This window comes from Neorhizobium sp. SOG26 (assembly GCF_003491345.1).
Taxonomy (GTDB): domain Bacteria; phylum Pseudomonadota; class Alphaproteobacteria; order Rhizobiales; family Rhizobiaceae; genus Neorhizobium; species Neorhizobium turbinariae.
Genome location: NZ_CP025512.1, coordinates 1972021 through 1995365, shown reverse-complemented (window position 1 = coordinate 1995365; position 23345 = coordinate 1972021). Strand labels below are relative to the sequence as shown.

General features: G+C 62.7%; 27 protein-coding genes and 1 pseudogene. 14 read left to right on the top strand and 14 right to left on the bottom strand.

All coding sequences use genetic code 11. The annotated features are described in order from the left end of the window. The first annotated feature begins 35 nt into the window (after positions 1-35). From CYG48_RS09900 to uraH, 4 genes are read left to right on the top strand one after another with little or no spacing between them, the layout of a single operon-like run. Positions 36-326 carry a nucleotidyltransferase family protein gene (locus tag CYG48_RS09900; RefSeq protein WP_118851590.1) on the top strand — a complete coding sequence of 97 codons (291 nt, stop codon included), beginning with the start codon at positions 36-38 and terminating at the stop codon, positions 324-326. After that, on the top strand, positions 323-685 hold the full coding sequence (locus tag CYG48_RS09895) for a HepT-like ribonuclease domain-containing protein (RefSeq protein ID WP_118850229.1): 363 nt from the start codon (positions 323-325) through the stop codon (positions 683-685). The genes CYG48_RS09900 and CYG48_RS09895 overlap by 4 nt, the downstream gene beginning before the upstream one ends. Continuing rightward, entirely contained in the window at positions 685-1185 is a 501-nt protein-coding gene (locus tag CYG48_RS09890) for an ureidoglycolate lyase (protein WP_118850228.1), read from the top strand. Before CYG48_RS09895 ends, CYG48_RS09890 begins: the two co-directional genes overlap by 1 nt. Next, a complete protein-coding gene (gene uraH, locus CYG48_RS09885; protein WP_118850227.1) occupies positions 1182-1538 on the top strand; it encodes a hydroxyisourate hydrolase in 357 nt (118 codons plus the stop codon). Before CYG48_RS09890 ends, uraH begins: the two co-directional genes overlap by 4 nt. Positions 1539-1550: 12 nt before the next feature. Here uraH and CYG48_RS09880 read toward each other — a convergent pair whose 3' ends face one another. Next, positions 1551-1955 carry a type II toxin-antitoxin system HicB family antitoxin gene (locus tag CYG48_RS09880; protein ID WP_118850226.1) on the bottom strand — a complete coding sequence of 135 codons (405 nt, stop codon included), beginning with the start codon at positions 1953-1955 and terminating at the stop codon, positions 1551-1553. 5 nt (positions 1956-1960) lie between these two features. Further along, positions 1961-2149, bottom strand: a complete 189-nt coding sequence (locus tag CYG48_RS09875; protein ID WP_118851589.1) for a type II toxin-antitoxin system HicA family toxin — start codon at positions 2147-2149, stop codon at positions 1961-1963. Between the two features lie 110 nt (positions 2150-2259). Between CYG48_RS09875 and CYG48_RS09870 the strand changes: the two genes are divergently transcribed. Then, the gene (locus tag CYG48_RS09870; RefSeq protein ID WP_118850225.1) at positions 2260-3006 is read left to right on the top strand and encodes a hypothetical protein; all 747 of its coding nucleotides are present in this window, start codon (positions 2260-2262) and stop codon (positions 3004-3006) included. Between the two features lie 24 nt (positions 3007-3030). Here the strand turns inward: CYG48_RS09870 and CYG48_RS09865 are convergent, their stop codons facing one another. Continuing rightward, a complete protein-coding gene (locus CYG48_RS09865; protein WP_118850224.1) occupies positions 3031-3504 on the bottom strand; it encodes an Lrp/AsnC family transcriptional regulator in 474 nt (157 codons plus the stop codon). Positions 3505-3628: 124 nt separating this feature from the next. Here CYG48_RS09865 and putA point away from each other — a divergent pair, with 124 nt between their 5' ends. Both putA and CYG48_RS09855 read left to right on the top strand, forming a co-directional pair. Further along, the gene (gene putA, locus CYG48_RS09860; RefSeq protein ID WP_118850223.1) at positions 3629-7327 is read left to right on the top strand and encodes a trifunctional transcriptional regulator/proline dehydrogenase/L-glutamate gamma-semialdehyde dehydrogenase; all 3699 of its coding nucleotides are present in this window, start codon (positions 3629-3631) and stop codon (positions 7325-7327) included. Positions 7328-7396: 69 nt separating this feature from the next. Beyond that, positions 7397-7879 carry a pyridoxamine 5'-phosphate oxidase family protein gene (locus CYG48_RS09855; RefSeq protein ID WP_118850222.1) on the top strand — a complete coding sequence of 161 codons (483 nt, stop codon included), beginning with the start codon at positions 7397-7399 and terminating at the stop codon, positions 7877-7879. 87 nt (positions 7880-7966) lie between these two features. Here CYG48_RS09855 and CYG48_RS09850 read toward each other — a convergent pair. The 3 genes and pseudogenes from CYG48_RS09850 to CYG48_RS09840 all read right to left on the bottom strand — a co-directional run. Further along, a pseudogene (locus CYG48_RS09850) lies at positions 7967-8224 on the bottom strand (SDR family oxidoreductase); the annotation flags it as partial. Positions 8225-8373: 149 nt separating this feature from the next. After that, positions 8374-8943, bottom strand: coding sequence for a type 1 glutamine amidotransferase domain-containing protein (locus tag CYG48_RS09845; RefSeq protein ID WP_118850221.1), 570 nt, complete (start codon positions 8941-8943; stop codon positions 8374-8376). 183 nt (positions 8944-9126) lie between these two features. Then, complete coding sequence (locus CYG48_RS09840; protein ID WP_118850220.1) at positions 9127-10272, bottom strand: alpha-hydroxy acid oxidase; 1146 nt, start codon at positions 10270-10272, stop codon at positions 9127-9129. 202 nt (positions 10273-10474) lie between these two features. Here CYG48_RS09840 and CYG48_RS09835 point away from each other — a divergent pair, with 202 nt between their 5' ends. Then, positions 10475-10720, top strand: coding sequence for a type II toxin-antitoxin system Phd/YefM family antitoxin (locus tag CYG48_RS09835; protein WP_118851588.1), 246 nt, complete (start codon positions 10475-10477; stop codon positions 10718-10720). Then, a complete protein-coding gene (locus tag CYG48_RS09830) occupies positions 10710-10991 on the top strand; it encodes a type II toxin-antitoxin system RelE family toxin (RefSeq protein ID WP_118850219.1) in 282 nt (93 codons plus the stop codon). The genes CYG48_RS09835 and CYG48_RS09830 overlap by 11 nt, the downstream gene beginning before the upstream one ends. Before the next feature lie 36 nt (positions 10992-11027). On the opposite strand, the gene guaD is transcribed toward CYG48_RS09830, so the two are convergent. Next, a complete protein-coding gene (gene guaD, locus CYG48_RS09825) occupies positions 11028-12338 on the bottom strand; it encodes a guanine deaminase (RefSeq protein WP_118850218.1) in 1311 nt (436 codons plus the stop codon). After that, positions 12335-13561, bottom strand: a complete 1227-nt coding sequence (gene puuD, locus CYG48_RS09820) for a urate hydroxylase PuuD (RefSeq protein WP_118850217.1) — start codon at positions 13559-13561, stop codon at positions 12335-12337. The genes guaD and puuD overlap by 4 nt, the downstream gene beginning before the upstream one ends. Before the next feature lie 316 nt (positions 13562-13877). On the opposite strand from puuD, the gene CYG48_RS09815 reads away from it, so the two are divergent. Next, entirely contained in the window at positions 13878-14234 is a 357-nt protein-coding gene (locus tag CYG48_RS09815; protein WP_118850216.1) for a hypothetical protein, read from the top strand. Positions 14235-14241: 7 nt separating this feature from the next. On the opposite strand, the gene CYG48_RS09810 is transcribed toward CYG48_RS09815, so the two are convergent. Continuing rightward, on the bottom strand, positions 14242-15150 hold the full coding sequence (locus CYG48_RS09810) for a LysR substrate-binding domain-containing protein (RefSeq protein ID WP_118851587.1): 909 nt from the start codon (positions 15148-15150) through the stop codon (positions 14242-14244). Positions 15151-15267: 117 nt separating this feature from the next. Here CYG48_RS09810 and CYG48_RS09805 point away from each other — a divergent pair, with 117 nt between their 5' ends. Next, a complete protein-coding gene (locus tag CYG48_RS09805) occupies positions 15268-15495 on the top strand; it encodes a hypothetical protein (RefSeq protein ID WP_118850215.1) in 228 nt (75 codons plus the stop codon). On the opposite strand, the gene CYG48_RS09800 is transcribed toward CYG48_RS09805, so the two are convergent. Beyond that, the gene (locus tag CYG48_RS09800) at positions 15492-16430 is read right to left on the bottom strand and encodes a LysR substrate-binding domain-containing protein (protein ID WP_340162629.1); all 939 of its coding nucleotides are present in this window, start codon (positions 16428-16430) and stop codon (positions 15492-15494) included. The two genes, CYG48_RS09805 and CYG48_RS09800, sit on opposite strands and share 4 nt — an antisense overlap. A 105-nt stretch (positions 16431-16535) precedes the next feature. Between CYG48_RS09800 and CYG48_RS09795 the strand changes: the two genes are divergently transcribed. Further along, positions 16536-16769, top strand: a complete 234-nt coding sequence (locus CYG48_RS09795) for a hypothetical protein (protein ID WP_118850214.1) — start codon at positions 16536-16538, stop codon at positions 16767-16769. Here CYG48_RS09795 and xdhC read toward each other — a convergent pair. Both xdhC and CYG48_RS09780 read right to left on the bottom strand, forming a co-directional pair. Continuing rightward, on the bottom strand, positions 16743-17582 hold the full coding sequence (gene xdhC / locus CYG48_RS09790) for a xanthine dehydrogenase accessory protein XdhC (RefSeq protein ID WP_118850213.1): 840 nt from the start codon (positions 17580-17582) through the stop codon (positions 16743-16745). The two genes, CYG48_RS09795 and xdhC, sit on opposite strands and share 27 nt — an antisense overlap. A 186-nt stretch (positions 17583-17768) precedes the next feature. Further along, positions 17769-18140 carry an endonuclease domain-containing protein gene (locus CYG48_RS09780; protein ID WP_118850212.1) on the bottom strand — a complete coding sequence of 124 codons (372 nt, stop codon included), beginning with the start codon at positions 18138-18140 and terminating at the stop codon, positions 17769-17771. 122 nt (positions 18141-18262) lie between these two features. On the opposite strand from CYG48_RS09780, the gene CYG48_RS09775 reads away from it, so the two are divergent. Then, positions 18263-19177: a DMT family transporter gene (locus CYG48_RS09775; protein WP_118851584.1), complete on the top strand. Its 915-nt coding sequence runs from the start codon at positions 18263-18265 to the stop codon at positions 19175-19177. A gap of 76 nt (positions 19178-19253) precedes the next feature. Continuing rightward, a complete protein-coding gene (locus CYG48_RS09770; protein WP_118851583.1) occupies positions 19254-19517 on the top strand; it encodes a sunset domain-containing protein in 264 nt (87 codons plus the stop codon). Between the two features lie 3 nt (positions 19518-19520). Here the strand turns inward: CYG48_RS09770 and xdhB are convergent, their stop codons facing one another. After that, positions 19521-21860 carry a xanthine dehydrogenase molybdopterin binding subunit gene (gene xdhB, locus CYG48_RS09765; protein ID WP_118850211.1) on the bottom strand — a complete coding sequence of 780 codons (2340 nt, stop codon included), beginning with the start codon at positions 21858-21860 and terminating at the stop codon, positions 19521-19523. Further along, positions 21860-23332: a xanthine dehydrogenase small subunit gene (xdhA, locus tag CYG48_RS09760; RefSeq protein ID WP_118850210.1), complete on the bottom strand. Its 1473-nt coding sequence runs from the start codon at positions 23330-23332 to the stop codon at positions 21860-21862. The genes xdhB and xdhA overlap by 1 nt, the downstream gene beginning before the upstream one ends. Positions 23333-23345: the final 13 nt, after the last annotated feature.

The window sequence follows — 23345 nt, the reverse complement described above, 5'->3', positions numbered from 1 at the left end:
TCACCTATATTGCCGGCATCAGGAGTGATGCCGTCATGAGGCCATCTGAAGCTTTGGAGAAAAACCGGGACGCGATTCGCGAAGCCACGAAACGCTTCAACGCTGCAAACCCGCGCGTCTTCGGCTCCGTTGCGCGCGGTGAAGATGGCCCTGACAGTGACATCGATATTCTGGTGGACGCGCTTCCGGGATTGACCCTGTTTGATCTCGGCGGCCTGCAGAACGAACTGGAAAAGATCCTCCAGAGGAAGGTCGATCTGGTGACCGACGGAGGCCTGCGGCCCTCGATGCGCCAACGCATCCTTTCGGAAGCCACCACGATATGAAGCTGGATCGCCTGAAGGAGGATCTGGACCAGATGCGGGCTGCGGCGATGGAGGCCCGCGAGTTTGTCGGTGAGATGACGATCGAGCAGTTCCTCGGCGACAGACGCACGCAAATGGCCGTGGCCATGTCGCTCGTGCTCATCGGTGAAGGTGCGTCCCGGATCGTCGCGCGGAATCCGGATTTTCCGGTGGAACATCCTGACATCCCATGGACCAAGATGCGCGGCATGCGCAATCTGGCAGTACACGATTATTATCAGCTGGAGCTTCCGATCGTCTTCGATACGGTCAGGATTGCCTTGCCGGATCTTCTGCAAAAACTCGACGCCCTTCATCACTGGCGTCCCCAGGGGGAGTAGTGAGTACCTATCTCAACATCAAGCCGCTGACCAAGCAGGCCTTCGCTCCCTTCGGTGATGTCATTGAAGCCGATCCAGGCACGATGCGCCTTATCAATGGCGGCACCACCGAACGCTATCATGCGCTGGCCGAACCGGTTGTGGTCGGAGCACCCGAGCGGCTGATCTTCAGTATTTTTCGCGGCAGGCCGCGGCAGTTTCCGTACACGATCGACATGATGGAGCGGCACCCCTACGGCAGCCAGAGCTTCATGCCGCTCTCCGGCCGCCCGTTCCTGGTTGCCGTCTCCGCTGACGAAGATGGACGCCCGGGCGTGCCGCAGGTCTTCCTGGCACAAGCCGGCCAGGGCGTGAACTATTTCCCGAACGTCTGGCACCATCCGCTGATGGCGCTCGGCGAAGTCAGCGACTTCCTCGTCGTTGATCGCGATAACCCAGCCGCCAATCTCCAAGAAAAAACCTTCGATGCACCCTACATGATCATGGAGCCCCGCCTGTGACCGGACTGACCACCCACGTTCTTGATACTGCCAAGGGTACGCCTGCGCAGGGGCTGAAGATCGACCTCTACCGCCTGGAAGGCGAGGGGCGAGTTAAGGTGAAGACGGTGGTCACCAATGCCGACGGGCGCGTCGATGGCGGACCGATCCTCGCTGACGAGACCTTTATCGCCGGAGAATACGAGCTTGTCTTCCACGCGGGAGACTACCTGCGCGCAGGCGGCGTGACGCTCACCGAACCGGCCTTCCTTGATGTCATCCCGATCCGCTTCGGCATCTCGGATGTGACGGCGCACTACCACGTGCCGCTTCTGCTCTCGCCCTACGGTTATTCGACCTATCGCGGCAGTTGACGCTCACCCTGATTAGCCGGCGGTCTCTCGTTCAATCTCGTGGATCGCTGCGCGTGCGAGGAATCCGGAGCGCGATAGGCCCCGTGCTTCGGCATAAGCATCGACCGTTTGCAGCACGTCTTCCGGTAGCGTGATGTTGATGCGCACGGCCTTGGCAGCGGCGGTCTTCAGGCTCACGAGTACCGCCACGCCGTCCTTGTTTGACGGGTCAGTCATGATGCTTTCCAGGGTTGATGGCTCTGGAATGGCGTCACCGTCCCCGATCATTCCTTCGACATGAAAAGCCAACGCTTCTTCGGCCATCTGCCGCGCCTCGTCCAGCGTGGGTGCAGCCGTTATAAGCCCCGGGAAGTCCGGAAAGGACACGCCGTAGTCACTGTCCGGTTCCTTGTGGATGAGACCGATGTAGTTGCTCATAGGCTTTACCTCAGCTTGATGCCTGCCTGCTTCTCGATGCTGCGCAGCGTGCCGAGCGGGATGTCCCGCTTCGGATGTGGGACCGTTGCTCGGCCCGGTTTCACAGGATGTTTGAACTGGATGTGGCTGCCGCGTTGAGCAACTTCAACCCAGCCATCCTTGCGCAGCAGTGCGATGACCTCGGCGCTCTTCATCATCGAAATCTGTACACATCGATACACATTGTCAAGCTGAGGCTCATACGGAAACCATTCAGCAATGCTTGCCCGGAATACTCCTCCTCGACAATGAAGGAGATTCGCTCATGGCGCGCAGCAAATCCGGTTCGAGACGCAAAAGCACCAGACGGCCTGCCAAGACGACCGGATCCGGGCTTTGGCCGTGGCTCGCAGCCCTCGTGGTGGTCGGTGGCGGTCTTGCGCTTTATGAAAATTCCGCAGCGGCCAAGCGTTTTGTCTCCAGCCACCTGACGAGCAGCAAGCCAACCGCTGTTGCGTCCAGGCCCATTCCCGTGCCTGCCAACCCGGTTCCGCCAGCGCCGCTTTCCGCCAGCGTATCGCGCGACAAGGCGCCTAAGCCCGCGACAGCGCCCGAGGTTCGTCGCAATGCAGCGCTCATTCCGCCCGCGCCGATCGGCAGGCCGGGCATGGATGAGACCAGCAAGCCGCAGATGGCAAAGGCTGATCCGAAGATCGCCGGCGCCTACCAGGGCAAGTTCTTCCTGTGCGGCACCGCCAAGCAGGATGATTGCGTCGTATCGGCCGATCGCTTCGTCATCCACGGCCAGAAGATCCGCCTTGTCGGCATCGAAGTGCCGGATATCAAGAAGCCGCGTTGCGAAACCGAGCGGATCAAGGCGAGCGATGCAGAGCTGCGGGTTCGTGCCTTTCTTGATTCCGGTCCGTTCGAGCTTGTCACGTGGGCCGGCAATGATGCGGAGGTTGATGGCCACCAGCTGCGGGAAATCAAGCGCAACGGCATGGCGCTCTCGGATATCCTGGTGCGCGAGGGGCTCGCCAAGCGCCCCGGAAGCGGCAAGGGCTGGTGCTGACCAACTGGTCGCGGCTGACGCCACCTAGTGCCAGCCTTCCTTGACCGTCTCCATCGCCACGTTTGTTGACGTGCTTGCCACATGCGGCAAGGTGGAGATGCGTTCGCCCAAAACCCGGCGATAACGGCCGATGTCGCGGGTGCGGATCTTCAGCAGGTAGTCGAAGCGGCCGGCGATCATGTGGCACTCTTCGACCTCGCGGATCTTCTTCACCGCAGCGTTGAAGCTTTTCAGCACATCCTCGCTCGTATTGGAGAGTTTCACCTCCACGAAGGCAATGTGGTCGAGCTGCATCTTCGATGGATTGAGCACCGCACGAAAACCTTCGATATAGCCGTCGTTCACCAGCCGCCGGAAGCGAAGCTGGCACGGCGTCTTTGACAACCCAACCTTGGCGGCAAGGTCGGTGATCGAGATGCGGCCGTCCTGCGCAAGGATCTCGAGGATCTTGCGATCGAACTGGTCAAGTTCACTAAAGACGCCGGCTTCTGTAGGCATTTTGGTTTCCTCGATGAGACGAAAGAAGTCCCTATCAGCCTTAACATGCGCTCTTCAAGTCGGATTGCCTCGCACCTTCATGTTATGAAGGAGGCATTGATCTCTTGCCCTCGATAGGTTGTCCATGCCGAAGTCTGCCGTTGAAGCTGCTCCGTCCCGTTCCGATGCGCCCTTTGCGGATTTCGCGCCGCCCATCCGCCCCCAGAGCAGCTTGCGCCAGGCGATCACCGCCGCTTATCGGCGGCCGGAAACGGAATGTCTGCCGCCCCTCATCGAAACGGCCAGGCTTCCCTCGGACCTGAAGCAGCCGGTGCGCGCCACGGCCCGCAAGCTCATCGAGGCGCTGCGCGCCAAGCAGAAGGGTACCGGCGTCGAAGGCCTGGTGCAGGAATATTCGCTCTCCAGCCAGGAGGGCGTCGCCCTGATGTGTTTGGCGGAAGCGCTGCTGCGCATCCCCGATACGGCCACCCGCGACGCTTTGATCCGCGACAAGATCTCCGAAGGCGACTGGAAGTCGCATGTCGGCGGCGGCCGCTCGCTTTTCGTCAATGCCGCGACCTGGGGGCTGGTCGTCACAGGCAAGCTCACCTCCACCGTCAACGACCGCAGCCTTGCCGCGGCGCTGACACGCCTCATTGCCCGCTGCGGTGAACCGGTCATCCGTCGTGGCGTCGACATGGCGATGCGGATGATGGGCGAGCAGTTCGTGACCGGCGAGACGATCGACGAGGCCCTGAAGCGGGCACGTCCGCTTGAGGCACGCGGTTTCCGTTATTCCTATGACATGCTCGGTGAGGCCGCGACGACGGCGGCGGATGCTGCCCGCTACTATCGCGACTATGAGAACGCCATCCATGCGATCGGCAAGGCGTCTGCTGGCCGTGGCATCTATGAAGGGCCGGGCATCTCGATCAAGCTGTCGGCGCTCCACCCGCGTTACACCCGTGCCCAGGCAGGACGGGTGATGAGCGAGCTCCTGCCGCGGGTGCGCGATCTGGCGCTTCTCGCCAAACGCTACGACATCGGCCTCAACATCGATGCCGAGGAAGCCGATCGCCTGGAACTGTCGCTCGATCTCCTCGAGGAACTAAGCCTCGACGAGGCGCTGAAGGGCTGGAATGGCCTCGGCTTCGTGGTGCAGGCTTATGGCAAGCGCTGCCCCTTCGTGCTCGACTACATCATCGATCTCGCGCGCCGCGCCGGGCGTCGCATCATGGTACGGCTGGTGAAGGGCGCATATTGGGATGCGGAGATCAAGCGCGCCCAGTTGGAAGGCCTCCCGGACTTCCCCGTCTACACCCGCAAGGTCCATACAGACGTTGCTTATGTCGCTTGCGCCCGGAAGCTGCTTTCGGCGGGTGACGCCGTCTTCCCGCAGTTTGCAACCCATAATGCACAGACGCTGGCGACCATCTATCATCTCGCCGGGCCGGAGTTCGAAACCGGGCGCTACGAATTCCAGTGCCTGCATGGCATGGGCGAGCCGCTCTACGACGAGGTGGTGGGCGAGGGGAAACTCAACCGTCCCTGCCGCATCTACGCGCCGGTCGGAACGCATGAAACGCTGCTGGCCTATCTCGTGCGTCGCCTCCTCGAAAACGGCGCCAATTCCTCCTTCGTGAACCGTATCTCGGACCCGAAGATCTCGGTAGATGAACTCATTGCCGATCCCGTCGACGTTGTGGAGGCAATGTCGCCGGTCGGGCGTCCGCATGACCTGATTGCCAACCCGCGCGATCTCTACGGCGCCGCGCGCGCGAATTCCGCCGGCATCGACCTTGCCAATGAAACGGAACTTGCGCGACTTGGCGCCGATCTTGCCGCAACGGCTGAAGTGCACTGGCAGGCCAAGCCCCTGCTGGCCGACGGTTCGGAAAACGGCACGACGAATATCATCCGCAATCCGGCAGACCACGAAGACATCGTCGGTGAGGTGACCGAGGTCGAACCGCAGGATGCCGCCCGCATCGCAGCGATGGCAGGGGAAGCCGCTGCCGAATGGGCGAAGGTGCCGCCCGCGGAACGGGCCGCCTGCCTCGACCGGGCCGCCGACATCATGGAAGAGCGGATCACCAGCCTGATGGGCATCGTCATCCGCGAAGCCGGCAAGTCCGCGCCGAATGCGATCGGCGAGGTGCGCGAAGCGGTTGATTTCCTGCGCTACTACGCGGAGCAGGCGCGCCGCACGCTCGGACCGTCGCATGCCCCGCTCGGTGCCGTCGTCTGCATCAGCCCCTGGAACTTCCCGCTTGCCATCTTCACCGGCCAGGTCGCGGCAGCGCTTGTCGCGGGCAATGCCGTCATGGCCAAGCCCGCCGGCGTCACGCCGATCATTGCGCATGAAAGCGTCAAGATCCTGCATGAGGCCGGCGTGCCGCGTGGCGCCCTGCAGTTCGTGCCCGGCGGCGGCAGCCTCGGTGCCGCATTGATAGATGCGCCGCAGACGGCGGGCGTCATGTTCACTGGCTCCACCGGCGTTGCCCGGATGATCCAGTCCCAGCTTGCGAACCGCCTTTCGGCCGCCGGAAAGCCGATCCCGCTGATTGCCGAAACCGGAGGGCAGAACGGCATGATCGTTGATTCTTCCGCCCTTGCCGAACAGGTGGTGGGCGACGTCATTGCCTCGGCCTTCGACAGCGCCGGCCAGCGCTGCTCGGCGCTTCGGGTTCTCTGCCTGCAGGAGGATATCGCTGATCGCACGCTCAACATGCTGAAGGGCGCGCTGCAGGAGCTTTCCATCGGCCGCACCGACAAGCTCAGCATCGACATCGGCCCGGTCATCACCGCGGATGCCAAGGCCGGCATCGAACGGCATATCGAGGAAATGCGTCGGCTCGGCTGCAAGGTCGACCAACTGCCGCTGCCGGAAGCTACCCGTCGCGGCACCTTCGTGCCGCCGACCATCATCGAGCTGAAGAACCTTTCCGACCTCAAGAAGGAAATCTTCGGGCCGGTGCTGCATGTCATCCGCTACCGCCGCGAGAACCTCGATCGCCTGATCGATGACATCAACGGTTCGGGTTACGGCCTGACCTTCGGCCTCCATACGCGGCTTGATGAGACGATCGCGCATGTCACGAGCCGCGTGAAAGCCGGCAACCTTTATGTCAACCGCAACATCATCGGCGCGGTTGTCGGCGTGCAGCCGTTCGGCGGGCGCGGGCTCTCGGGTACGGGTCCCAAGGCTGGCGGCCCGCTTTACCTCGGCCGGCTCGTGCAGAAGCCGCCGGTACCGCCGCAGTACAGCTCGGTGCACATGGACCCAGCGCTGCGTGACTTTGCCACCTGGCTCGCGGCCGCGGGCAGGACCGCCGATGCCGATGCCGCGCGTGAACTCGGCAGCCAGTCGGCGGTCGGGTTGGTGCAGGAGCTTGTGGGCCCGGTCGGCGAGCGCAACCTTTATGCGCTGCATCCGCGCGGTCGCGTGCTGCTGGCGCCGGAAACCGAACAGGGGCTCTATCGCCAAATGGCGGCAGCACTTGCCACGGGCAACCACCTTGTTGTGGATGATCGCCCCGCGCTTCGCCAGGCATTGAGCAACGTCCCGCCGAGCGTTGCGGCGCGCCTGTCCTGGACGGCTGACTGGAACGCAGACGGACCGTTCGCCGCCGCACTGGTGGAAGGTGACGGATCGCGTATCGTTGAGATCAACCAGCGCATCGCCGCGCTCGATGGCCCGCTGGTTCTTGTCCAGGCGGCGACGACGGCCCAGCTGGAATCCGATGTCGAAGCCTACTGCCTCAACTGGCTGGTGGAGGAGGTCTCGACCTCGATCAACACGGCAGCCGCCGGGGGAAATGCGAGCCTGATGACGATCGGTTGATCCCGTCACGAGAGCCAGGAACAAGAGCCAAAGCTGGTCGTTCTCTCCCGTCACAAGAAGGAGAGACCAATGGCACATGCCGAAGACGACCAGAGCAAGGTTTGGGCACTCGCCGAGAAGATCGGGTTCTGCATGCTCACCACGCAGTCGGGCGGCGACCTTCGTTCGCGCCCGATGTCTGCCTATGCAGAGCGCAGCGATAACGCCTTCTATTTCCTGACCGACGTGGCGAGTCACAAGGATGAAGAAATCGCCCGTTACCCGGCCGTCTGCCTCGCCTTTGCCGACCCGAAGGGACAGACATATCTGTCAGTTTCGGGCACCGCCGAAATCCAGAACGACCGCGAAAAGATCCGCGATCTCTGGGCAACACCGGCCAAGGCCTGGTGGGACAATCCGGATGACCCGTCGATCCGCATCCTCAAGGTCAGGCCGACCTCAGCGGAATATTGGGATAGCCCCGGCACCGTGATCAGCTATGTGAAGATGGCGGCTGCCGCGGTCAGCAATACCCGGCCTGACATGGGTGAAAACGTCAAGGTCGGCATGTAAAGACAAAAGGCGCCGGAGCTTCCGGCGCCTTTTCCGCATCGTTCAAGGCTGGCCGATGCCGCTGGCCGCACCATCAACCTGGCCGTAGTCTTCGTCCCGCAGGTAGTTGATCGCAACGTCGGCGCCTTCACGGGCATAGCCCAATCGCCGCCGCCCGTCCCGTGCCGGAATCGCCGCCGGTGGTCAGCGCCCTGCGCCCGGCAAGCCACCCGGAGCCCTTGCAACTTCCTCGCCACGGTCGGGCCGCGGATCCATCCTGTCCGCAAGCCCGGGGAAGGGCTGCGACTGTGAGGGGAACGGCGGCTGCGGATATTTCGTGCGCGGGTCGTCCATCTTGGTGTCCATTTCCTGGGCGGATGCCGCCGATGAGCCCGGCCCCACGGCGGCCGCCGCGGCGAGCATCATCCCGCCCGCGCCCGCCATGGCGCGGCGCGTCACCTGAACCTTGTTGTCCATGTATGTCTCCTGTGCCCGACGATCGGGTCGAGCCTGCCTCAGGCGCTGCGGGCCTGTGCCGGATGTTTGCCTTCCTCGAACTCCTCGACGATCTTGGCGCAGAAGGCCGGCAGGTCGTCCGGATTGCGGCTCGTCACCAGCCCCTTGTCGACCGCCACTTCCTTGTCGACCCAGTTGCCGCCGGCATTGGTGATGTCGGTCTTCAGCGTCGGGTAGGAGGTCACCGTGCGGCCCTTCACCACGCCGGCTTCCACCAGCAGCCACGGGCCATGGCAGATCACGCCGACCGGCTTTGCCTGCTCGAAGAAGGAATGCACGAAGGAAACGGTTGCGGCATCGGCGCGCAGCTTGTCCGCACCGACGCAGCCGCCGGGAATGACAAGCCCATCGAAGTCGGAGGCGGAGACTTCGCCGACGGTCTTGTCGACGGTGTAGCTGCTGCCTGGGTCTAGGTCGTTGTTGTTGGTCTGTGCCTCGCCGGCTTCAAGACCGATCACTGTCACCGTTGCGCCAGCGGCTTCCACAGCTTCCTTGGGCTTCTTGAACTCGGGCTCCTCGGTGCCGCGGGGTGCGATGAGGATGGCGATCTTCTTCCCTGCAAGGGTCATGTAATGCTCCACTCAAGTGAGATTGGTTGAGGTTGTCGGGCCCCCAACAGGGAGGAGGCGACGAAGTTCCTCGCTCGGTCTCGCTTATGTGCAGCGCAGCAAAGACAAGCACGCGCGGTGCGCCTGCTCGATGGGTTCAACAGTGATCGGAAGGCTGGCGGCGGCCGACCCAGAAGGACCAGCCTAGAAGGAGGTGTTCGCCAGGATGCTGCGATCGATCGTCTGGATGTCACGCTTGCCGCAAAGGGCCATGGTGATGTCGAGCTCGTTGCGGATGATCTCGAGCGCCGTCGTCACGCCAGCCTTGCCCATGGCACCCAGCCCATAAAGGAACGGCCGGCCGATATAGGTGCCGCGGGCGCCAAGCGCCACGGCCTTGAGCACGTCCTGGCCGGAGCGGATGCCGCCATCGACATGAACCTCAATCTGGTCACCCACGGCCTCGACGATCTTCGGCAGCATGCTGATCGAGGACGGCGCACCATCCAGCTGGCGACCACCATGGTTGGAAACGATGATCGCGTCGGCACCGGTATCGGCCGCGGCACGCGCATCCTCCTCGTCAAGGATACCCTTGATGATCAGCTTGCCGCCCCACAGATCCTTGATCCAGCGGATGTCGCTCCAGGAGAGCCGCGGGTCGAACTGTTCTGCGGTCCAGGCGCCGAGCGAGGACAGGTCGGAAACATTGCTCGCATGGCCGACGATATTGCCGAAGGAGCGGCGCTTGGTGCCCAGCATCTCCAGGCACCAGCGTGGCCGGGTGACGAGCTGGAGGGCCGCATCCAGCGTCGGCTTCGGCGGTGCCGACAGGCCGTTGCGAATATCCTTGTGGCGCTGCCCGAGGATTTGCAGGTCGGCAGTAACAACAAGCGCCGAGCAGTTCGCCGCCTTTGCCCGCCCGATCAGCCGCTCGATGAAGCCGCGATCCTTCATCACGTAAAGCTGGAACCAGAAGGGCTTGGAGGTGACCGAGGCGACGTCCTCGATCGAGCAGATGCTCATGGTCGAGAGGGTGAAGGGAACGCCGAATTCTTCGGCCGCCTTCGCTGCCAGCATCTCGCCATCGGCATGCTGCATGCCGGTCAGCCCGGTCGGCGCCAGCGCGACGGGCATCGACACCTTCTGGCCCACCATGGTGCTTTCCAGCGAGCGATCGGTCATGTCCACCAGCACGCGCTGGCGCAGCTTGATCTTGCTGTAATCCTCTTCGTTGGCCCGGTAGGTACCTTCCGTCCAGGCGCCGCTGTCTGCGTAGTCGAAGAACATCCGCGGCACACGGCGGCGGGCAAGTTTCTTCAAATCGGCAATGGTCAGCGGCTTGGACATTTCATCATTTTCCTTGGAAGTTGATCCCGGAGACCTACCATATTCCGGCTGTGCTGCCAGCCGAAATGTCCCCGTTTATGCAGGGTTGTGCATGTAGCCCGTTCTACGCCAACTGCCGTCGCGTGTAACGCAGACGAGTCGACATCTGCAGATCAAATGGTATTAAATATAGTACCGAGAATTGATCATGCAGGAGATCAGGATGCAGCGCGTGGAAGCCCCGATAGCCGTCAGTGTCTCCGAACTGAAGAAGAACCCCTCGGCGTTGGTGGAAGGGGCGACCGGCTCTCCCATCGCGATCCTGAACCACAACCGCGTCATGGCCTACATGGTGCCGGCTACGACCTATGAGGCCATGGTGGACGCTCTTGACGACCAGGCGCTGGTCGAACTCGCCAAGGCGCGTGCCGATGAGAAGGGCGTGCCGGTCGACCTTGATGAGCTATAAGCTCGAGTTCCTGCCGTCCGCCCGCAAGGAGTGGGACCGCCTCGGCGCAACGCTGAAGCATCAGTTCAAGAAGAAACTCGGCGAAAGGCTGAAGCAACCGCAGGTGTCGGCCGATGCGCTGCGAGGCATGCCGAACCACTACAAGATCAAGCTGCGCGCCGCCGGCTACCGGCTCGTCTACCGGGTGGAAGACGAGCGGATCACGGTTGTCGTCGTGGCGGTCGGCAAGCGGGAGCGCTCGGAAGTTTACGACACGGCCAGGAAGCGATAGCGCCCTTGGCGGGCGAGGTGGCGATGCCTCCCAGCCTCACGCCAATACGCTCTTCATCGCCTCGCCGGCGACATAGGTTTCCACCACGGCGCGGTCGTCGCCCATCGTCTGCAGCAGGAAAAGTTCTTCCGGCAGGCTCTGGATCGTTTCCATCCGAAGCTTCATCGCGGGCGTCGGCGCCGCATCCAGCACCACCAGGTCGGCAGTCGAGCCCACATCCAGGGTGCCGATATCGTTCTCCATCGACAGCGCCTCGGCGTTGCCCCTGGTCATCAGGTAGAAGCTTTCAAACGGGTTCAGCCGCTCGCCCAGCAACTGCTGGATCTTGTAAGCCTCGTCCAGCGTCCGCAGCATGGAGTAACTCGAACCGCCGCCGATATCTGTGGCGATCGCCACGCGCACCGGCTTGTCGCGGCGCATCAGCGATTTCATCGGGAAAAGGCCGGAGCCGAGGAACAGGTTCGAAGTCGGGCAATGCACCGCCACGCTGCCGGCTTCGGACAGCGCATCCGCCTCCCGTTCGGAGAGATGGATGGCATGGCCGAGCAGGGTTTTGCGACCGAGCAGCCCGTAACGATCATAGATGTCGGTGTAGTCGGTTGCCTCGGGAAATAGCTCGCAGGTGTAGCGGATTTCCTCGTGGTTTTCGGAAAGATGCGTCTGGATGAAGAGGTCCGGAAATTCTTCCGCAAGCGTCTGTGCCGCCTTCATCTGCGCCGGCGTCGAGGTGATGGCGAAGCGCGGCGTGATCGCTACGTGGTTGCGGCCCTTGCCGTGCCAGTCGCCAATCACCTGGCGTGTCTCGTCATAACCCATCTCTGGCGTGTCAAGCAGGCCCTGCGGTGCGTTGCGGTCCATCATCACCTTGCCGCCCACCATGCACATGCCGCGCTTCATGGCTTCGGCGAAATAGGCGTCGGCAGAGGCCTTATGGACGGAGCAATAGGCCGCGGCCGTCGTCGTGCCGTGGCGCAGCAGTTCGTCATAGAAGTGGGTGGCGATGCGGGCCGCATGGTCGGTCTCGACGAAGCGGCATTCCTCATGGAAGGTATAGGTGTTCAGCCATTCCAGCAGGCTGCCGGCATAGGAGGCGATGACCTGCATCTGCGGGAAATGCATGTGGCAGTCGATGAAGCCCGGCATGATCAGGTGCGGGCGGTGGTCGATCTCCTCCACGTCTGTCGCGGCTTCACCCTTGACCTTGGCGTAGTCGCCGGCGGCAGCGATCTTGCCGTCCGCAACCAGCAGCGCGCCGTCGTGTTCGTATACGTAGCTGGCGCTGTCGGTCATGGAGAGCGGCGCGCGCTTGAAGGACAGCAGGCGTCCACGGATGAGTTTGGTGGTCATTGCGAAATGCTGCTTTCATACCAGGCGGTGAGGAGCCGGCGTTCTTCCGGGGTGATGGCCGTGACATTGCCGGGTGGCATGGCATGGCTGCGGGCTGCCTGGATATAGATTTCCCGCGCATGCGCGGCAATCTCCGCGTCCGTCTCCAGCTTCACAGATTTTGGCGTGAAGTTGATGCCCTCCCAGACGGGCTCGGCGGCGTGGCACATGGAACAACGCGCCTGGACGACATCGCGGGCGGCGCCGAAATGGTCGTTTGCGGCGAACTTTTGCGCGACGGGCGACATGGAGGTCTCGGTTTCGCCGGAAAGCACCTTCGGCACCGTCGAGAGCCACATGATGGCGATGAACAGCAGTACCGTGACCAGCCAGGTCCAGGTCGGCTTGCCCTTGCGCGCATGCGTCGTGTTGAACCAGTGCCGGATCGTGACACCCATCAGGAAGACCAGCGCCGCGATCACCCAGTTGAACTCGGTCGCAAACGCCAGCGGATAATGGTTCGACAACATGAAGAAGATGACGGGCAGCGTCAGGTAGTTGTTGTGGAGCGAGCGCTGCTTGGCGATGACGCCATATTTCGGGTCCGGGGTGCGACCGGCAATCAGGTCCGCCACGACGATCTTCTGGTTCGGGATGATGATGAAGAAGACGTTCGCCGACATGATCGTTGCGGTGAAGGCGCCAAGATGCAGGAAGGCCGCGCGGCCGGAAAACACCTGCGTGTAACCCCAGGCCATGGCGATCAGCGCCAGGTAGAGCACGCCCATCAGACCCCAGGTGTTCTTGCCGATCGGCGACTTGCAAAGCTGGTCGTAAAACACCCAGCCGACGGCGAGGGACGCAACCGAGATGAGCACCGCCTGCCATGCCGGAAGGTCCATCACCGAGCGGTCGATCAGGAAGAGGTCGGCGCCGCCGTAATAGACGATGCACAGCATCAGGAAGCCGGAGAGCCAGGTGAAATAGCTCTCGTATTTGAACCAGGTCAGGTGCTCGGGCATCTGCGCCGGCGCCACGAGGTATTTCTGGATGTGGTAGAAGCCGCCGCCATGCACCTGCCATTCCTCGCCATAGGCGCCGACCGGCAGGTGCGGCCGCTTCACGAGGCCAAGATCGAGGGCAATGAAATAGAAGGACGAACCGATCCAGGCGATCGCAGTGATCACATGAAACCAGCGAGCGGCAAAACTCAGCCACTCCCAGGCTACGGCATATTCATACATTCAGGCACCCCTTCGTCCGTCACATGATCCCCTGACTCGGGGCCACTTTGCGGAAAAACCGCTCAAGAAGAAAGTGCCTCTCTGCGGGAACATTTTGCGCGGGCGTGGGAACCTGGAACATTGGCTTTGAGTTCAAAGCCTCATAGCGCGCTTTTGATACCGAATGCCGCAGATTTTCACACCGCCGCTTCCCCTCCCAAACGTGGCCGGGCCGGCGATGACATTCTTCACATGCAATGCAGATGCACCGGCGGGCGCCGGGTAATGCGTGACAGGCTCGCCGGGGATGATTGGTTCATCAACGGAGACTAAGCTTATGCGTCTTGTTCTGACAGGATCGATGGTTGCGTTCGCGTGCCTTTTTTCGACTGCCGCACTTGCCCACGAGGCCCACAGCGCGGGTGGCATGGCGTGGAAATATGATGGCTTCTGCTGCAATGGCGACAACCACACCGGTGATTGCCAGATGATCTCCACCCGCAACGTCAAGGTGACGGAGAACGGCTACGAGATCCAGCTGAAGCCCGGCGACCATCGGATGATCACGCGCCCGCACCGCTTCACCATGAAGCAGAGCCAGGCCCGGCGCAGCCAGGACGAGGAATACCACATCTGCCTTTATCCGACGGAAGATAACCTGCGTTGCTTCTATGCGCCGGACATGAGCTTCTGACCGTGACTCAACCAGGCAGTTGGTCGGGTTCGTCCGCCATGATCTTCAGGATGAAGTCGCGGAACAGCCGGATCTTGCGTTGATTGCGCTTCGCTTCGGGGTAAACGAGCCAGTAGTCGCTGCCGTCGCTGGCAAGAATGTCGAAGGGTTGGATCAGCCGCCCGAGCGCGACGTCGTCGGTGTAGAATTCGGGTTTCAGGATCGCCACGCCCTGGCCCGCCACGGCCGCCGCCGCCTCGAATGACTGGGCGCCGAACCGGCTGATCGGCCGGCTCTTCAGGTCCACATCCGGCAGGCCGGCCGCGGCAAACCAGATCGGCCACCAGATATCGCCGGGGTCGATGATCCTCAGCTTCAGGATGTCTTCCGGCGTCTTCACCCCGCCGATGGTTTCCGCCAGTTGCGGGCTCAGCATCGGCGTGAAATGGCTCTTCATCAGGAAATGCGACTTGAGCCCCGGCCACGTGCCGCTGCCGCTGCGGATGGCGACGTCGCCTTGGGTGCGCGTGAAGTCGATCGTTTCCTGCGATGTCTCAAGCAGCACCGCGATCCCCGGGTTTTGCAGCTGGAACGTGCCAAGGTAACGGCTCAGCCAGCGCGACGCGAAGGTCGCAGTCGTGTGGATGATCAACGTCCCCTCCGACGTATTGCTGAGGCTCGCCACCGCATCGTTCATGATCGCGAAGGCTTCGCTGATGCGCGGCGCCAGCCGGTTGCCCGCTTCCGTCAACGTTACCTGCCGGGGCCGACGCAGGAAAAGCTGTTCGCCGAGCGTGTCTTCCAGCAGCTTGATCTGGTAGCTCACCGCGGTCTGCGTCAGCCCCAGCTCTTCTCCGGCCTTTGTGAAGCTCATCTGCCGCGCGGCGGATTCGAACACGCGCAGCGCATTCAGGGGAAACTGCTTGGACATCTTCATGAATGAGGTCTCTTGATCCATGGAGACGGGATTTCGATTGGATCATCCCCCGCCTCGCGCGCACACTACCTCCATATCAAACCAGTGAAAACGGGTTCATCCCGTTGGAGGTGCACAATGTTTCCGACACTGAGCATGAATTTCGGCCGGCTGTTGCCGCAGATCAAGGTCGCGGATCTTTGGCGCACAAGCCAGGCGATGCATCAAAATGCAGTCGACCCCGCAGAGATGCCGGAAAGCTGGCAACGTGATCTCGGGCTTCTTGATGGACGTGGTCCGCGCGGCGATGTCCACCACGGGGCCGCGCAGGCGTCACGCATGATCTCGCTGCCGCGCGGCCTCTAAGCGTTTGTGGAAGGCAAGGCCACGTGGCCGGGAATGGTTTCCATCTCGCGGGCAAGCGCTGCCTGGATCCAGTTGGAAAAGGCGCGGATCTTCGCAGTGTTGCGGCGTCCGGGTTGGTAACAGAGCCAGTAGGTCTTGGCATCGCCGAGGCAGATATCGAAGGGCTGGATCAACCGCCCGGAAGCCAGTTCGCCGCTGAACAGGAAGGGGCTCAGCATCGCCACGCCATGCCCGGCGATCGCGGCATTGGCTTCAAGGTCAAGCGCGCCGGATGCATCGAGATGCATTTCCCGGATCGGCAGCTTGTCGAGGCCGGCCGCCTTGAACCAGTCCTGCCAGAAACCCTTGCCGTTCGAAATCCACGGCAGCTTCATCAGGTCGTCCGGCTCGCGCACGCCGCCGATCCGCTCGGCAAGGCTCGGCGTCAGCATCGGCGTGTAGGTGAGGCGAATGAGCGGATGACAGACGAGATCGTCCCAGGGTTTTGCCGCGATGCGGATCGCCACGTCCGTTGGTGGCGGGTCCATGCTGTCATGACCGGTATGGCGCACCAGCCGCACCGCAATATTCGGGTGCTGCAACTGGAAATCGCCGAGATGCCGGGCAAGCCAATGGGAGGCGAAGGTGGGCGTGGAGTGGATCTCCAGCAATTCGTCCGCCGTGCCGCGGGCCGACTGCACGGCTTCCGACAGCAGCTGGAAGGCGTCGGCCACCTTTGGCAGCAGGTTCTGGCCGCATTCGGTCAGTTGCAGGGCGCGTGGCTTGCGGATGAACAGCCGGTCGCCGAGGTAATCCTCGAGGATCTTGATCTGGTAGCTCACCGCCGTTTGCGTCATGCCGAGCTCTTCGGCAGCCCGCGTGAAGTTCTCCAGCCGGGCCACGGCTTCAAAGACGCGCAGGGCATTGAGCGGGAAACGGCGGGACAGTTTCATCATAAGCTCTCTTGATCGATACTTATGATAATTGAATTGGAAGAACAAGCCAATCAGGCGCATGGATGCGGTGAGACAAGCAATTCAGCTTATCGACGTGAGACAACCATGCGTGCCGCAAAGGCCTATCATTTCCCGTCCCTGCCATTCCTGCCGCAGAGCCTGTGGCGGCAGGCACGAAGCTTCGTCAACCGGCTCCTCCTGCGCCATGTCTGGTCTGTCCCGAATCTCCCGAAGGACCTGCATGGGGATGTCGGACTTGGCGAGGAGCTTCCGGCGGGGCGGATGGACGCGTTCTGCAGCGCCCGGCGCGGTTCAGCGATGCGGAACCTGCCGTTCTGACGTTTTCGTCTCGCGTAGCGCGTAGACCGTCAAAAGCTCTGCCGCCACCAGCGCGGCGATCACTGCCGGCCGCTTGTCCCTGACCACCTTGCCGCCGATCGGCAGCACCAGCCGCGACAACATCTCGGCCTCTCCATCACCGTCGCGCTTCAGCCAGTTGGCGAAAGTGGCGCGCTTGGTCTGGGAACCGATCATCCCGACATAAGCGAGGTCGGGTCGCGCCAGGGCTTGCCTTGCGATCATGAAATCCAGCGCATGGTCGTGAGTGAGGATGATGACAGCGCCATTGGTCGGGATCTTTGAAACCACCGCTTCCGGCATAGGCGTCAGCTGTTTTGCCGTGCCGTCGGGCAAGTCGTCCAGCGCCTCGGCGCGCGTTTCCACGACCGTGACGGCAAAGGGCAGGGGTGCCAGCGCCTCGGCCAGCGCCTGCCCGACATGCCCGGCGCCGAACAGGAACACAGCCGGCCGTTCCTCGGCCTCGTCCGCCAGCCGCCGCGTCAACTGCTCGGCCACCGGTCCGGTGACCGGCGTGAAGCTGATCCGCGTCCGGCCGCCGCAGCACTGGCCGATCTCCGGCCCAAGCGGAATGTCCATCACCGGCTCGCCGGCGCCCGAAAGCATGGCGCGGGCGTTGTCGATCGCCATGAACTCGAACTGCCCGCCACCGATCGTGCCCCAGATCGCTGCGTTCGCGACCAGCATGAAGGTACCTGCCTCCCGCGGCGTCGACCCCTTCGCCTGGACGATCTCGACCAGCACGCTTGCGGGATGAGCGGCGATAAAAGCGGTGAGGGATTGTGTTTGTGTCATACACCCCCCTCTGCCCTGCCGGGCATCTCCCCCTCAAGGGGGGAGATTGATCGTTGCACTGTCCCGACCCAATCGCCGCCGCAACTGCCGCGGGCTCTGCGCCGACTTGCAAAAGGGCCGGCGCAGCTTGGTGATCTCCCCCCTTGAGGGGGAGATGCCCGGCAGGGCAGAGGGGGGTAACAGCGATCAATCAAACTCATGAATTCCTATCGTGCGCAACAAGTGCATACACACATCATCAAGCCGGTTGTAGATCTCGTCATTACTATACCGCACCACGCGCCAGCCGAGTGAACCCAACCGGCGATCCCTTTCGCCATCGCTTCTGATCCGTCTGTCAAATGAGTGGCCAACGCCATCGATCTCGATGATCAGCTTGTGATCCGGGCAGGCGAAATCGACGATGTACCCTGCGATCGGCATCTGCCGCCTGAAGGACAGGCCCATCAGCCGATGCGCGCGGACCGCATTCCAGAACTTGAGTTCAGCGGGCGTAAGCGTCCGCCGCATCCGTCGTGCATGGGCTCGATTGGCATCGCGAACATCATAATGCGGCATGACGTTTTATCCGATCGCACTCATCCGATATGACAGCGAACTTCTATTTCTGGCAAGGCGATCTGTTTCGGCTCCGGGCAGTCTTGCTTTCCCTACAAAACTCGCTAGCGCTTTCATCCACCATGAAGCCTCGCGACCTTGCCATCTACATTTTCCTTGCAACGGCCTGGGGCCTTTCCTTCCTCATCGTTTTGAAGGTGGTGGCGGCGTTCGGCTGGGTGGCCGCGGTGTCGATCCGCGCCTTCGTCGCCTGTGTCACGCTGTATCTTCTGGCGAAGCTGACCGGGCGACGGCTCGATTTCAGCGCCGGTTGGTGGCCCTTCTTCGTGGTCGGTGCGACGACGGTTGCCGGGCAGTTGCTCGGCCTTTCCTATGCGACGCCCCTTATCGGGACTGCGATGGCCGCAATCATCGTTGCCTCCATCCCGCTGTTTTCCATGGTCATCAGCCAGGTATGGGGTCTGGAGCGGATGCGCCCGAGCGGCTTGCTGGGTCTCGTGCTTGGGGCCGCCGGCATGGTGCTGCTGGTCGGGTTCCCCGCCGTGCCGCTGACGGGTGAATTCCTGCTCGGATGTGCCGCGACGCTGGGCGCCTGTTTTTCCGCCGCCTTCGGCAGTAATTACGCCAGCCACCGGCTGAAGAACGTCGGCTCCTGGGAGGTGACGATGGGCTCCTTCCTGTTCGGCGGCCTCATCGCATCGCCCTTCGTCGCACTGGTGCCGGTGCCGGCGCTGCCGGGGTTCATGGACATCGTCTACCTGCTGATCGCCGGCTGCGTGATGAGCGCGACGACCTATGTGCTGTATTTCACGCTGGTCGGTTCGATCGGCGCGACGAAGGCGATCAGCGTTGAATTCGTGGTGACGGTGGTGGCTGTTTTTGTCGGTGCCGTTTTCCTGCAGGAGCCGCTGGCGCCGGTGCAGTTCGTCGGCGCGGCTGTCATCATCCTCGGCTGCGCGCTGGTGCTCGGCCTGTTTCCCTGGCAGCGGCCGAAGATCAGCCAGATTCCGGTGCCGCATCAGGACGGCGTGCCGTGACCGGCCCGGTCCCAGCAGTGCAATTTTAACTTTTGATGCAACCTCAGGTAAAGTTCTTCATGCCATGCTCGCGAGCATGAGCAACTTTACGCTTGCCACCGTCCTCATTTCTGCGGCCGTCTTCACTGCAACGGGTGGATACACGCTGCTGCCGAAGTCGCTTTTCGATCCGAGTTGCAACATCAAGGGCAACATCTCGATTGGCACGGGCGAGAAGATCTACCATGTGCCCGGCCAGCATTATTACGCGGCGACGAAGATCAGCCCGCAGCACGGCGAGCGGTGGTTCTGCTCGGAACTGGAAGCGCGGCAGGCCGGCTGGCGCAGAGCCGGCTACTAGGCCTCACCCCATCTGCTTCAGGCGTTCCACCGCCATCAGCACCCGCTCGGGCGTGGCCGGAGCATCAAGCCGCGGGCAGACCGTGTAGTCCGCCACGCTTGCGACTGCCATGGAAATTGCCTCGAACACCGAGATCGCCAGCACGAAAGGTGGTTCACCCACCGCCTTGGAGCGGCCAATCGTCGGTTCGGCGTTCTCGGACCATTCCGCCAGCTTGACGTTGAACTCTTTCGGCCGGTCGGAGGCGAGCGGGATCTTGTAGGTGGAGGGTGCGTGGGTGCGCAGCCGCCCCTTGGCATCCCACCAGAGCTCTTCGGTCGTCAGCCAACCCATGCCCTGCACGAAGCCGCCTTCGATCTGGCCGATGTCGAGCGCCGGGTTCAGCGACCGGCCAACATCGTGAAGGATGTCGGTCCGGTCCACCAGGTACTCGCCCGTGAGCGTATCGATCGATACTTCCGAGCAGGCAGCGCCATAGGAGAAATAATAGAATGGCCGCCCGCGGCCCGCCTCGCGGTCCCAGTGGATCTTGGGCGTCTTGTAGAAGCCTGCGGCCGACAGGTGGACGCGGCCGTAATAGGCGGCGCGCACGAAGGTATCGAACGGCACGATTTCGCCGCCGATCCGCAGCCGGTTCGGCAGGAATTCCACCTCGCTGCGGTCGACCTCCCATTGCCGGCAGGCAAAGTCGATCAGCCGTTCCTTGATCTGGCGGGCTGCATCATAAGCGGCCATGCCGTTCAGGTCCGAGCCGGAGGAGGCGGCAGTGGCGGATGTATTCGGCACCTTGCCGGTGGTGGTGGCGGTGATCTTCACCCGGTCGATATCGACCTGGAAGGTATCGGCCACGACCTGCGCCACCTTGGTGTAGAGGCCCTGACCCATCTCGGTGCCGCCGTGGTTCAGGTGGATCGAGCCGTCCTGGTAGATATGCACCAGCGCGCCCGCCTGGTTATAGGCGGTCATGGTGAAGGAGATGCCGAACTTCACCGGCGTCAGCGCGATGCCCTTGCGGATTACCGGGCTGTTGGCGTTGAAATCGATGATCGCCTGGCGCCGCGCCTGGTAGTCGCAGGAGCTTTCCAGCTCCTCGACGATCCGAGCGATGACATTGTCCTCCACCTCCTGGTGGTAAGGCGTCGCGGTGCGATCCGAACCTTGCTGCCCGTAGAAATTCAGCTTGCGGATCTCGAGCGGATCCTTGCCCAGCGCGTAGGCGATCTCCTCGATCATCCGCTCGGCGCCCAGCACGCCCTGCGGTCCGCCGAAACCGCGAAACGCGGTGTTGGAAACCGTATGGGTCTTGAGCGGCTGCGATGTCAGGTGGACATGCGGGTAGAAATAGCTGGAGTCGGCGTGGAACAGCGCGCGGTCGGTTACCGGGCCGGAGAGGTCGGCGGAAAAACCGCAACGCGCCGCATAGGTCGCGTCGACCGCGTGGATGCGACCGTCCTCGTCGAAGGCAACGTCGTAATCGACCCGGAAGTCGTGGCGCTTGCCGGTGACCGTCATGTCCTCATCGCGGTCCGGGCGGAACTTGACGGCACGCTTCAGCTTCTTGGCGGCAACCGCCGCAAGGGCTGCAAAATGATTGCCCTGGGTTTCCTTGCCACCAAAACCGCCGCCCATGCGGCGCGTCCGGACTTCAACGGCATTGTTGGCGATGCCGAGCACATGCGCCACCATATGCTGCACTTCGCTCGGATGCTGCGTTGACGACCAGACGATGATGTCTTCGTCTTCGCCGGGAATAGCGAGCGCGATCTGGCCTTCGAGATAAAAATGCTCCTGGCCACCGATCGACATCGAGCCCTGGATGCGCAGCGGCGCCTTTTCGATCTCGGTTTGCGGCTCGCCGCGCTTCAGCACCATAGGCTCCACCACCAGCGGTGCGCCATTGTCGCGGGCGCCGTCGATGTCGGTCCAGTGCGGCAGGTCGCGGTATTCGATGCGCGCCAGCCGTGCCGCCCGGCGGGCCTGGTCGCGGGTTTCGGCAACCACGGCAAAGATCGGCTGGCCGTGGAACTGCACGTCCTTGGTGGCCAGCAACGGCTCGTCATGTCGGCCGGTCGAGGCGACGTCGTTGAAGCCGGGAATATCTTCTCCGGTCAGAACGCAGACAACACCGGGTGCGGTTTCCACGGCGGAGAGGTCGATTGAGACGATCTCGGCATGGGCACGATCGGAGAGGCCAAGCCCCATATGCAGCGTGCCGATCGGCTCCGGAATGTCGTCGATATAATCGGCAGTGCCGGTGACATGCTTGTGCGCCGAGTCATGCCGCAGCGGCGCATGCATCGGGCCATTGATGATTGGCTTGGTGGTGAAGGTGGACTTGTCCATCACGCTTCCTCCAGCTCAAAGCGGCGCAGTTCGTGGCTTTGGCCGGCGGTCTCCAGGAAGAAGCGGGTAAGCAGGTTCTTCGCCGTGAGGCTGCGGTATTCGGCCGATGCGCGCCAGTCGCTCAGCGGCTGGTAATCCTGGTCGAAGGCATCGCGCACCGCCGAGATCACGCCCCAGCTCCAGGCCTGGCCCAGCAGCGCCTGCTCCACACGGCTGGCGCGCTTGGGCGTTCCCGCCATTCCGCCAAAGGCGATGCGGATGCTCGCTACCTTGCCTTCGTCATCAAGGCGCAGGTCGAAGGCACCGCAAAGCGCCGAGATATCCTCGTCGCGACGCTTGGAGATCTTGTAGACCGCGAAGTGGCTGTTGTCGCGCGGGCGCGGCACGAAGACCTTTTCGACGAACTCGCCGGCGAGACGATCCTGCTTGCCGTAGCTCAGGAAGAAATCTTCCAGCGGAATGGTGCGGCGGCCCGAATGGGTCCGCAGCGTCAGTTCCGCACCGAGCGCGATGAGAGGCGGCGGCGTGTCGCCGATCGGCGAGCCGTTGGCGATGTTGCCGCCGATGGTGCCCATGTTGCGGACCTGCTGGCCGCCGATCCGGTCAATCAATCTCCCGAACGCGGGGATTTCGTCGGCGATCTTGTCGAGCGCCTGGCTGTAGCTGACACCGGCGCCGATGGTGATGCCATTTTCGTCGACTTCGACGGACTGCAACTCGGTGAGGTGGTTGATGAAGATCACCGGGTCGAGCTGGCGCATCTGCTTTGTCACCCACAGGCCGACATCCGTCGCGCCGGCCACGATGGTGGCCCTGGGTTCTTCGGCAAGCACTTCGGCAAAGGCGGCCACGGAGGCCGGGATGATCGAGCGCGCGCCCTCCTTGGTGACGACGATGGTGCCGTTCTCGGACTGGATCGACCAGAGCTTTGCCATGATCTGGATGCGGTCGCGCTCCAGCGGGTCGAACAGCGAGCTTGGGCGGTTGGCGGCGACCTGCTCGGCCGCCTTGACGATCGGCTCGTAACCGGTGCAGCGACAGAGATTGCCCTGCAGCGCGCTTTCAATCTCGGCGCGGGTCGGCGCGTCGTTGGAGAGCCACAAGCCGTACAGCGACATCACGAAGCCCGGGGTGCAGAAGCCGCATTGCGAGCCATGGCAATCCAGCATGGCCTGCTGCACGGGGTGCAGCGCGCCGTCGCGGCCGGCCAGGTGCTCGACCGTCACCACATGGGTGCCGTGCAGGGAGCCGAGGAAACGGATGCAGGCATTGACGCTTTCGTAGCGCAGGCCGTGCTCCGTCAGACGCCCGACGAGAACGGTGCAGGCGCCGCAATCGCCTTCGGCGCAGCCTTCCTTCGTTCCCGTCAGCCGCCGCTTCAGGCGCAGATAATCCAGAAGAGTCTCCGTGGGGCCGAAATCGCCCAGTGTCACTTCTTCTGCGTTCAGGATGAAGCGGATGGCTTCGCTCATTTGTCTCCTTCGT

Bases quoted from the DNA above. Each gene is read 5' to 3' on its own strand.
- CYG48_RS09855 (WP_118850222.1), top strand. From the start codon at position 7,397: ATGGCACATGCCGAAGACGACCAGAGCAAGGTTTGGGCACTCGCCGAG.
- CYG48_RS09865 (WP_118850224.1), bottom strand. From the start codon at position 3,504: ATGCCTACAGAAGCCGGCGTCTTTAGTGAACTTGACCAGTTCGATCGC.
- CYG48_RS09800 (WP_340162629.1), bottom strand. From the start codon at position 16,430: ATGATGAAACTGTCCCGCCGTTTCCCGCTCAATGCCCTGCGCGTCTTT.
- putA (WP_118850223.1), top strand. From the start codon at position 3,629: ATGCCGAAGTCTGCCGTTGAAGCTGCTCCGTCCCGTTCCGATGCGCCC.
- CYG48_RS09895 (WP_118850229.1), top strand. From the start codon at position 323: ATGAAGCTGGATCGCCTGAAGGAGGATCTGGACCAGATGCGGGCTGCG.
- CYG48_RS09870 (WP_118850225.1), top strand. From the start codon at position 2,260: ATGGCGCGCAGCAAATCCGGTTCGAGACGCAAAAGCACCAGACGGCCT.
- CYG48_RS09770 (WP_118851583.1), top strand. From the start codon at position 19,254: ATGAGCAACTTTACGCTTGCCACCGTCCTCATTTCTGCGGCCGTCTTC.
- puuD (WP_118850217.1), bottom strand. From the start codon at position 13,561: ATGTATGAATATGCCGTAGCCTGGGAGTGGCTGAGTTTTGCCGCTCGC.
- CYG48_RS09810 (WP_118851587.1), bottom strand. From the start codon at position 15,150: ATGAAGATGTCCAAGCAGTTTCCCCTGAATGCGCTGCGCGTGTTCGAA.
- CYG48_RS09875 (WP_118851589.1), bottom strand. From the start codon at position 2,149: ATGAAGAGCGCCGAGGTCATCGCACTGCTGCGCAAGGATGGCTGGGTT.
- CYG48_RS09775 (WP_118851584.1), top strand. From the start codon at position 18,263: ATGAAGCCTCGCGACCTTGCCATCTACATTTTCCTTGCAACGGCCTGG.
- xdhB (WP_118850211.1), bottom strand. From the start codon at position 21,860: ATGGACAAGTCCACCTTCACCACCAAGCCAATCATCAATGGCCCGATG.
- CYG48_RS09835 (WP_118851588.1), top strand. From the start codon at position 10,475: ATGCAGCGCGTGGAAGCCCCGATAGCCGTCAGTGTCTCCGAACTGAAG.
- CYG48_RS09815 (WP_118850216.1), top strand. From the start codon at position 13,878: ATGCGTCTTGTTCTGACAGGATCGATGGTTGCGTTCGCGTGCCTTTTT.
- guaD (WP_118850218.1), bottom strand. From the start codon at position 12,338: ATGACCACCAAACTCATCCGTGGACGCCTGCTGTCCTTCAAGCGCGCG.
- CYG48_RS09840 (WP_118850220.1), bottom strand. From the start codon at position 10,272: ATGTCCAAGCCGCTGACCATTGCCGATTTGAAGAAACTTGCCCGCCGC.
- CYG48_RS09880 (WP_118850226.1), bottom strand. From the start codon at position 1,955: ATGAGCAACTACATCGGTCTCATCCACAAGGAACCGGACAGTGACTAC.
- xdhA (WP_118850210.1), bottom strand. From the start codon at position 23,332: ATGAGCGAAGCCATCCGCTTCATCCTGAACGCAGAAGAAGTGACACTG.
- CYG48_RS09845 (WP_118850221.1), bottom strand. From the start codon at position 8,943: ATGACCCTTGCAGGGAAGAAGATCGCCATCCTCATCGCACCCCGCGGC.
- CYG48_RS09900 (WP_118851590.1), top strand. From the start codon at position 36: ATGAGGCCATCTGAAGCTTTGGAGAAAAACCGGGACGCGATTCGCGAA.
- CYG48_RS09805 (WP_118850215.1), top strand. From the start codon at position 15,268: ATGTTTCCGACACTGAGCATGAATTTCGGCCGGCTGTTGCCGCAGATC.
- CYG48_RS09830 (WP_118850219.1), top strand. From the start codon at position 10,710: ATGAGCTATAAGCTCGAGTTCCTGCCGTCCGCCCGCAAGGAGTGGGAC.
- CYG48_RS09780 (WP_118850212.1), bottom strand. From the start codon at position 18,140: ATGCCGCATTATGATGTTCGCGATGCCAATCGAGCCCATGCACGACGG.
- CYG48_RS09795 (WP_118850214.1), top strand. From the start codon at position 16,536: ATGCGTGCCGCAAAGGCCTATCATTTCCCGTCCCTGCCATTCCTGCCG.
- xdhC (WP_118850213.1), bottom strand. From the start codon at position 17,582: ATGACACAAACACAATCCCTCACCGCTTTTATCGCCGCTCATCCCGCA.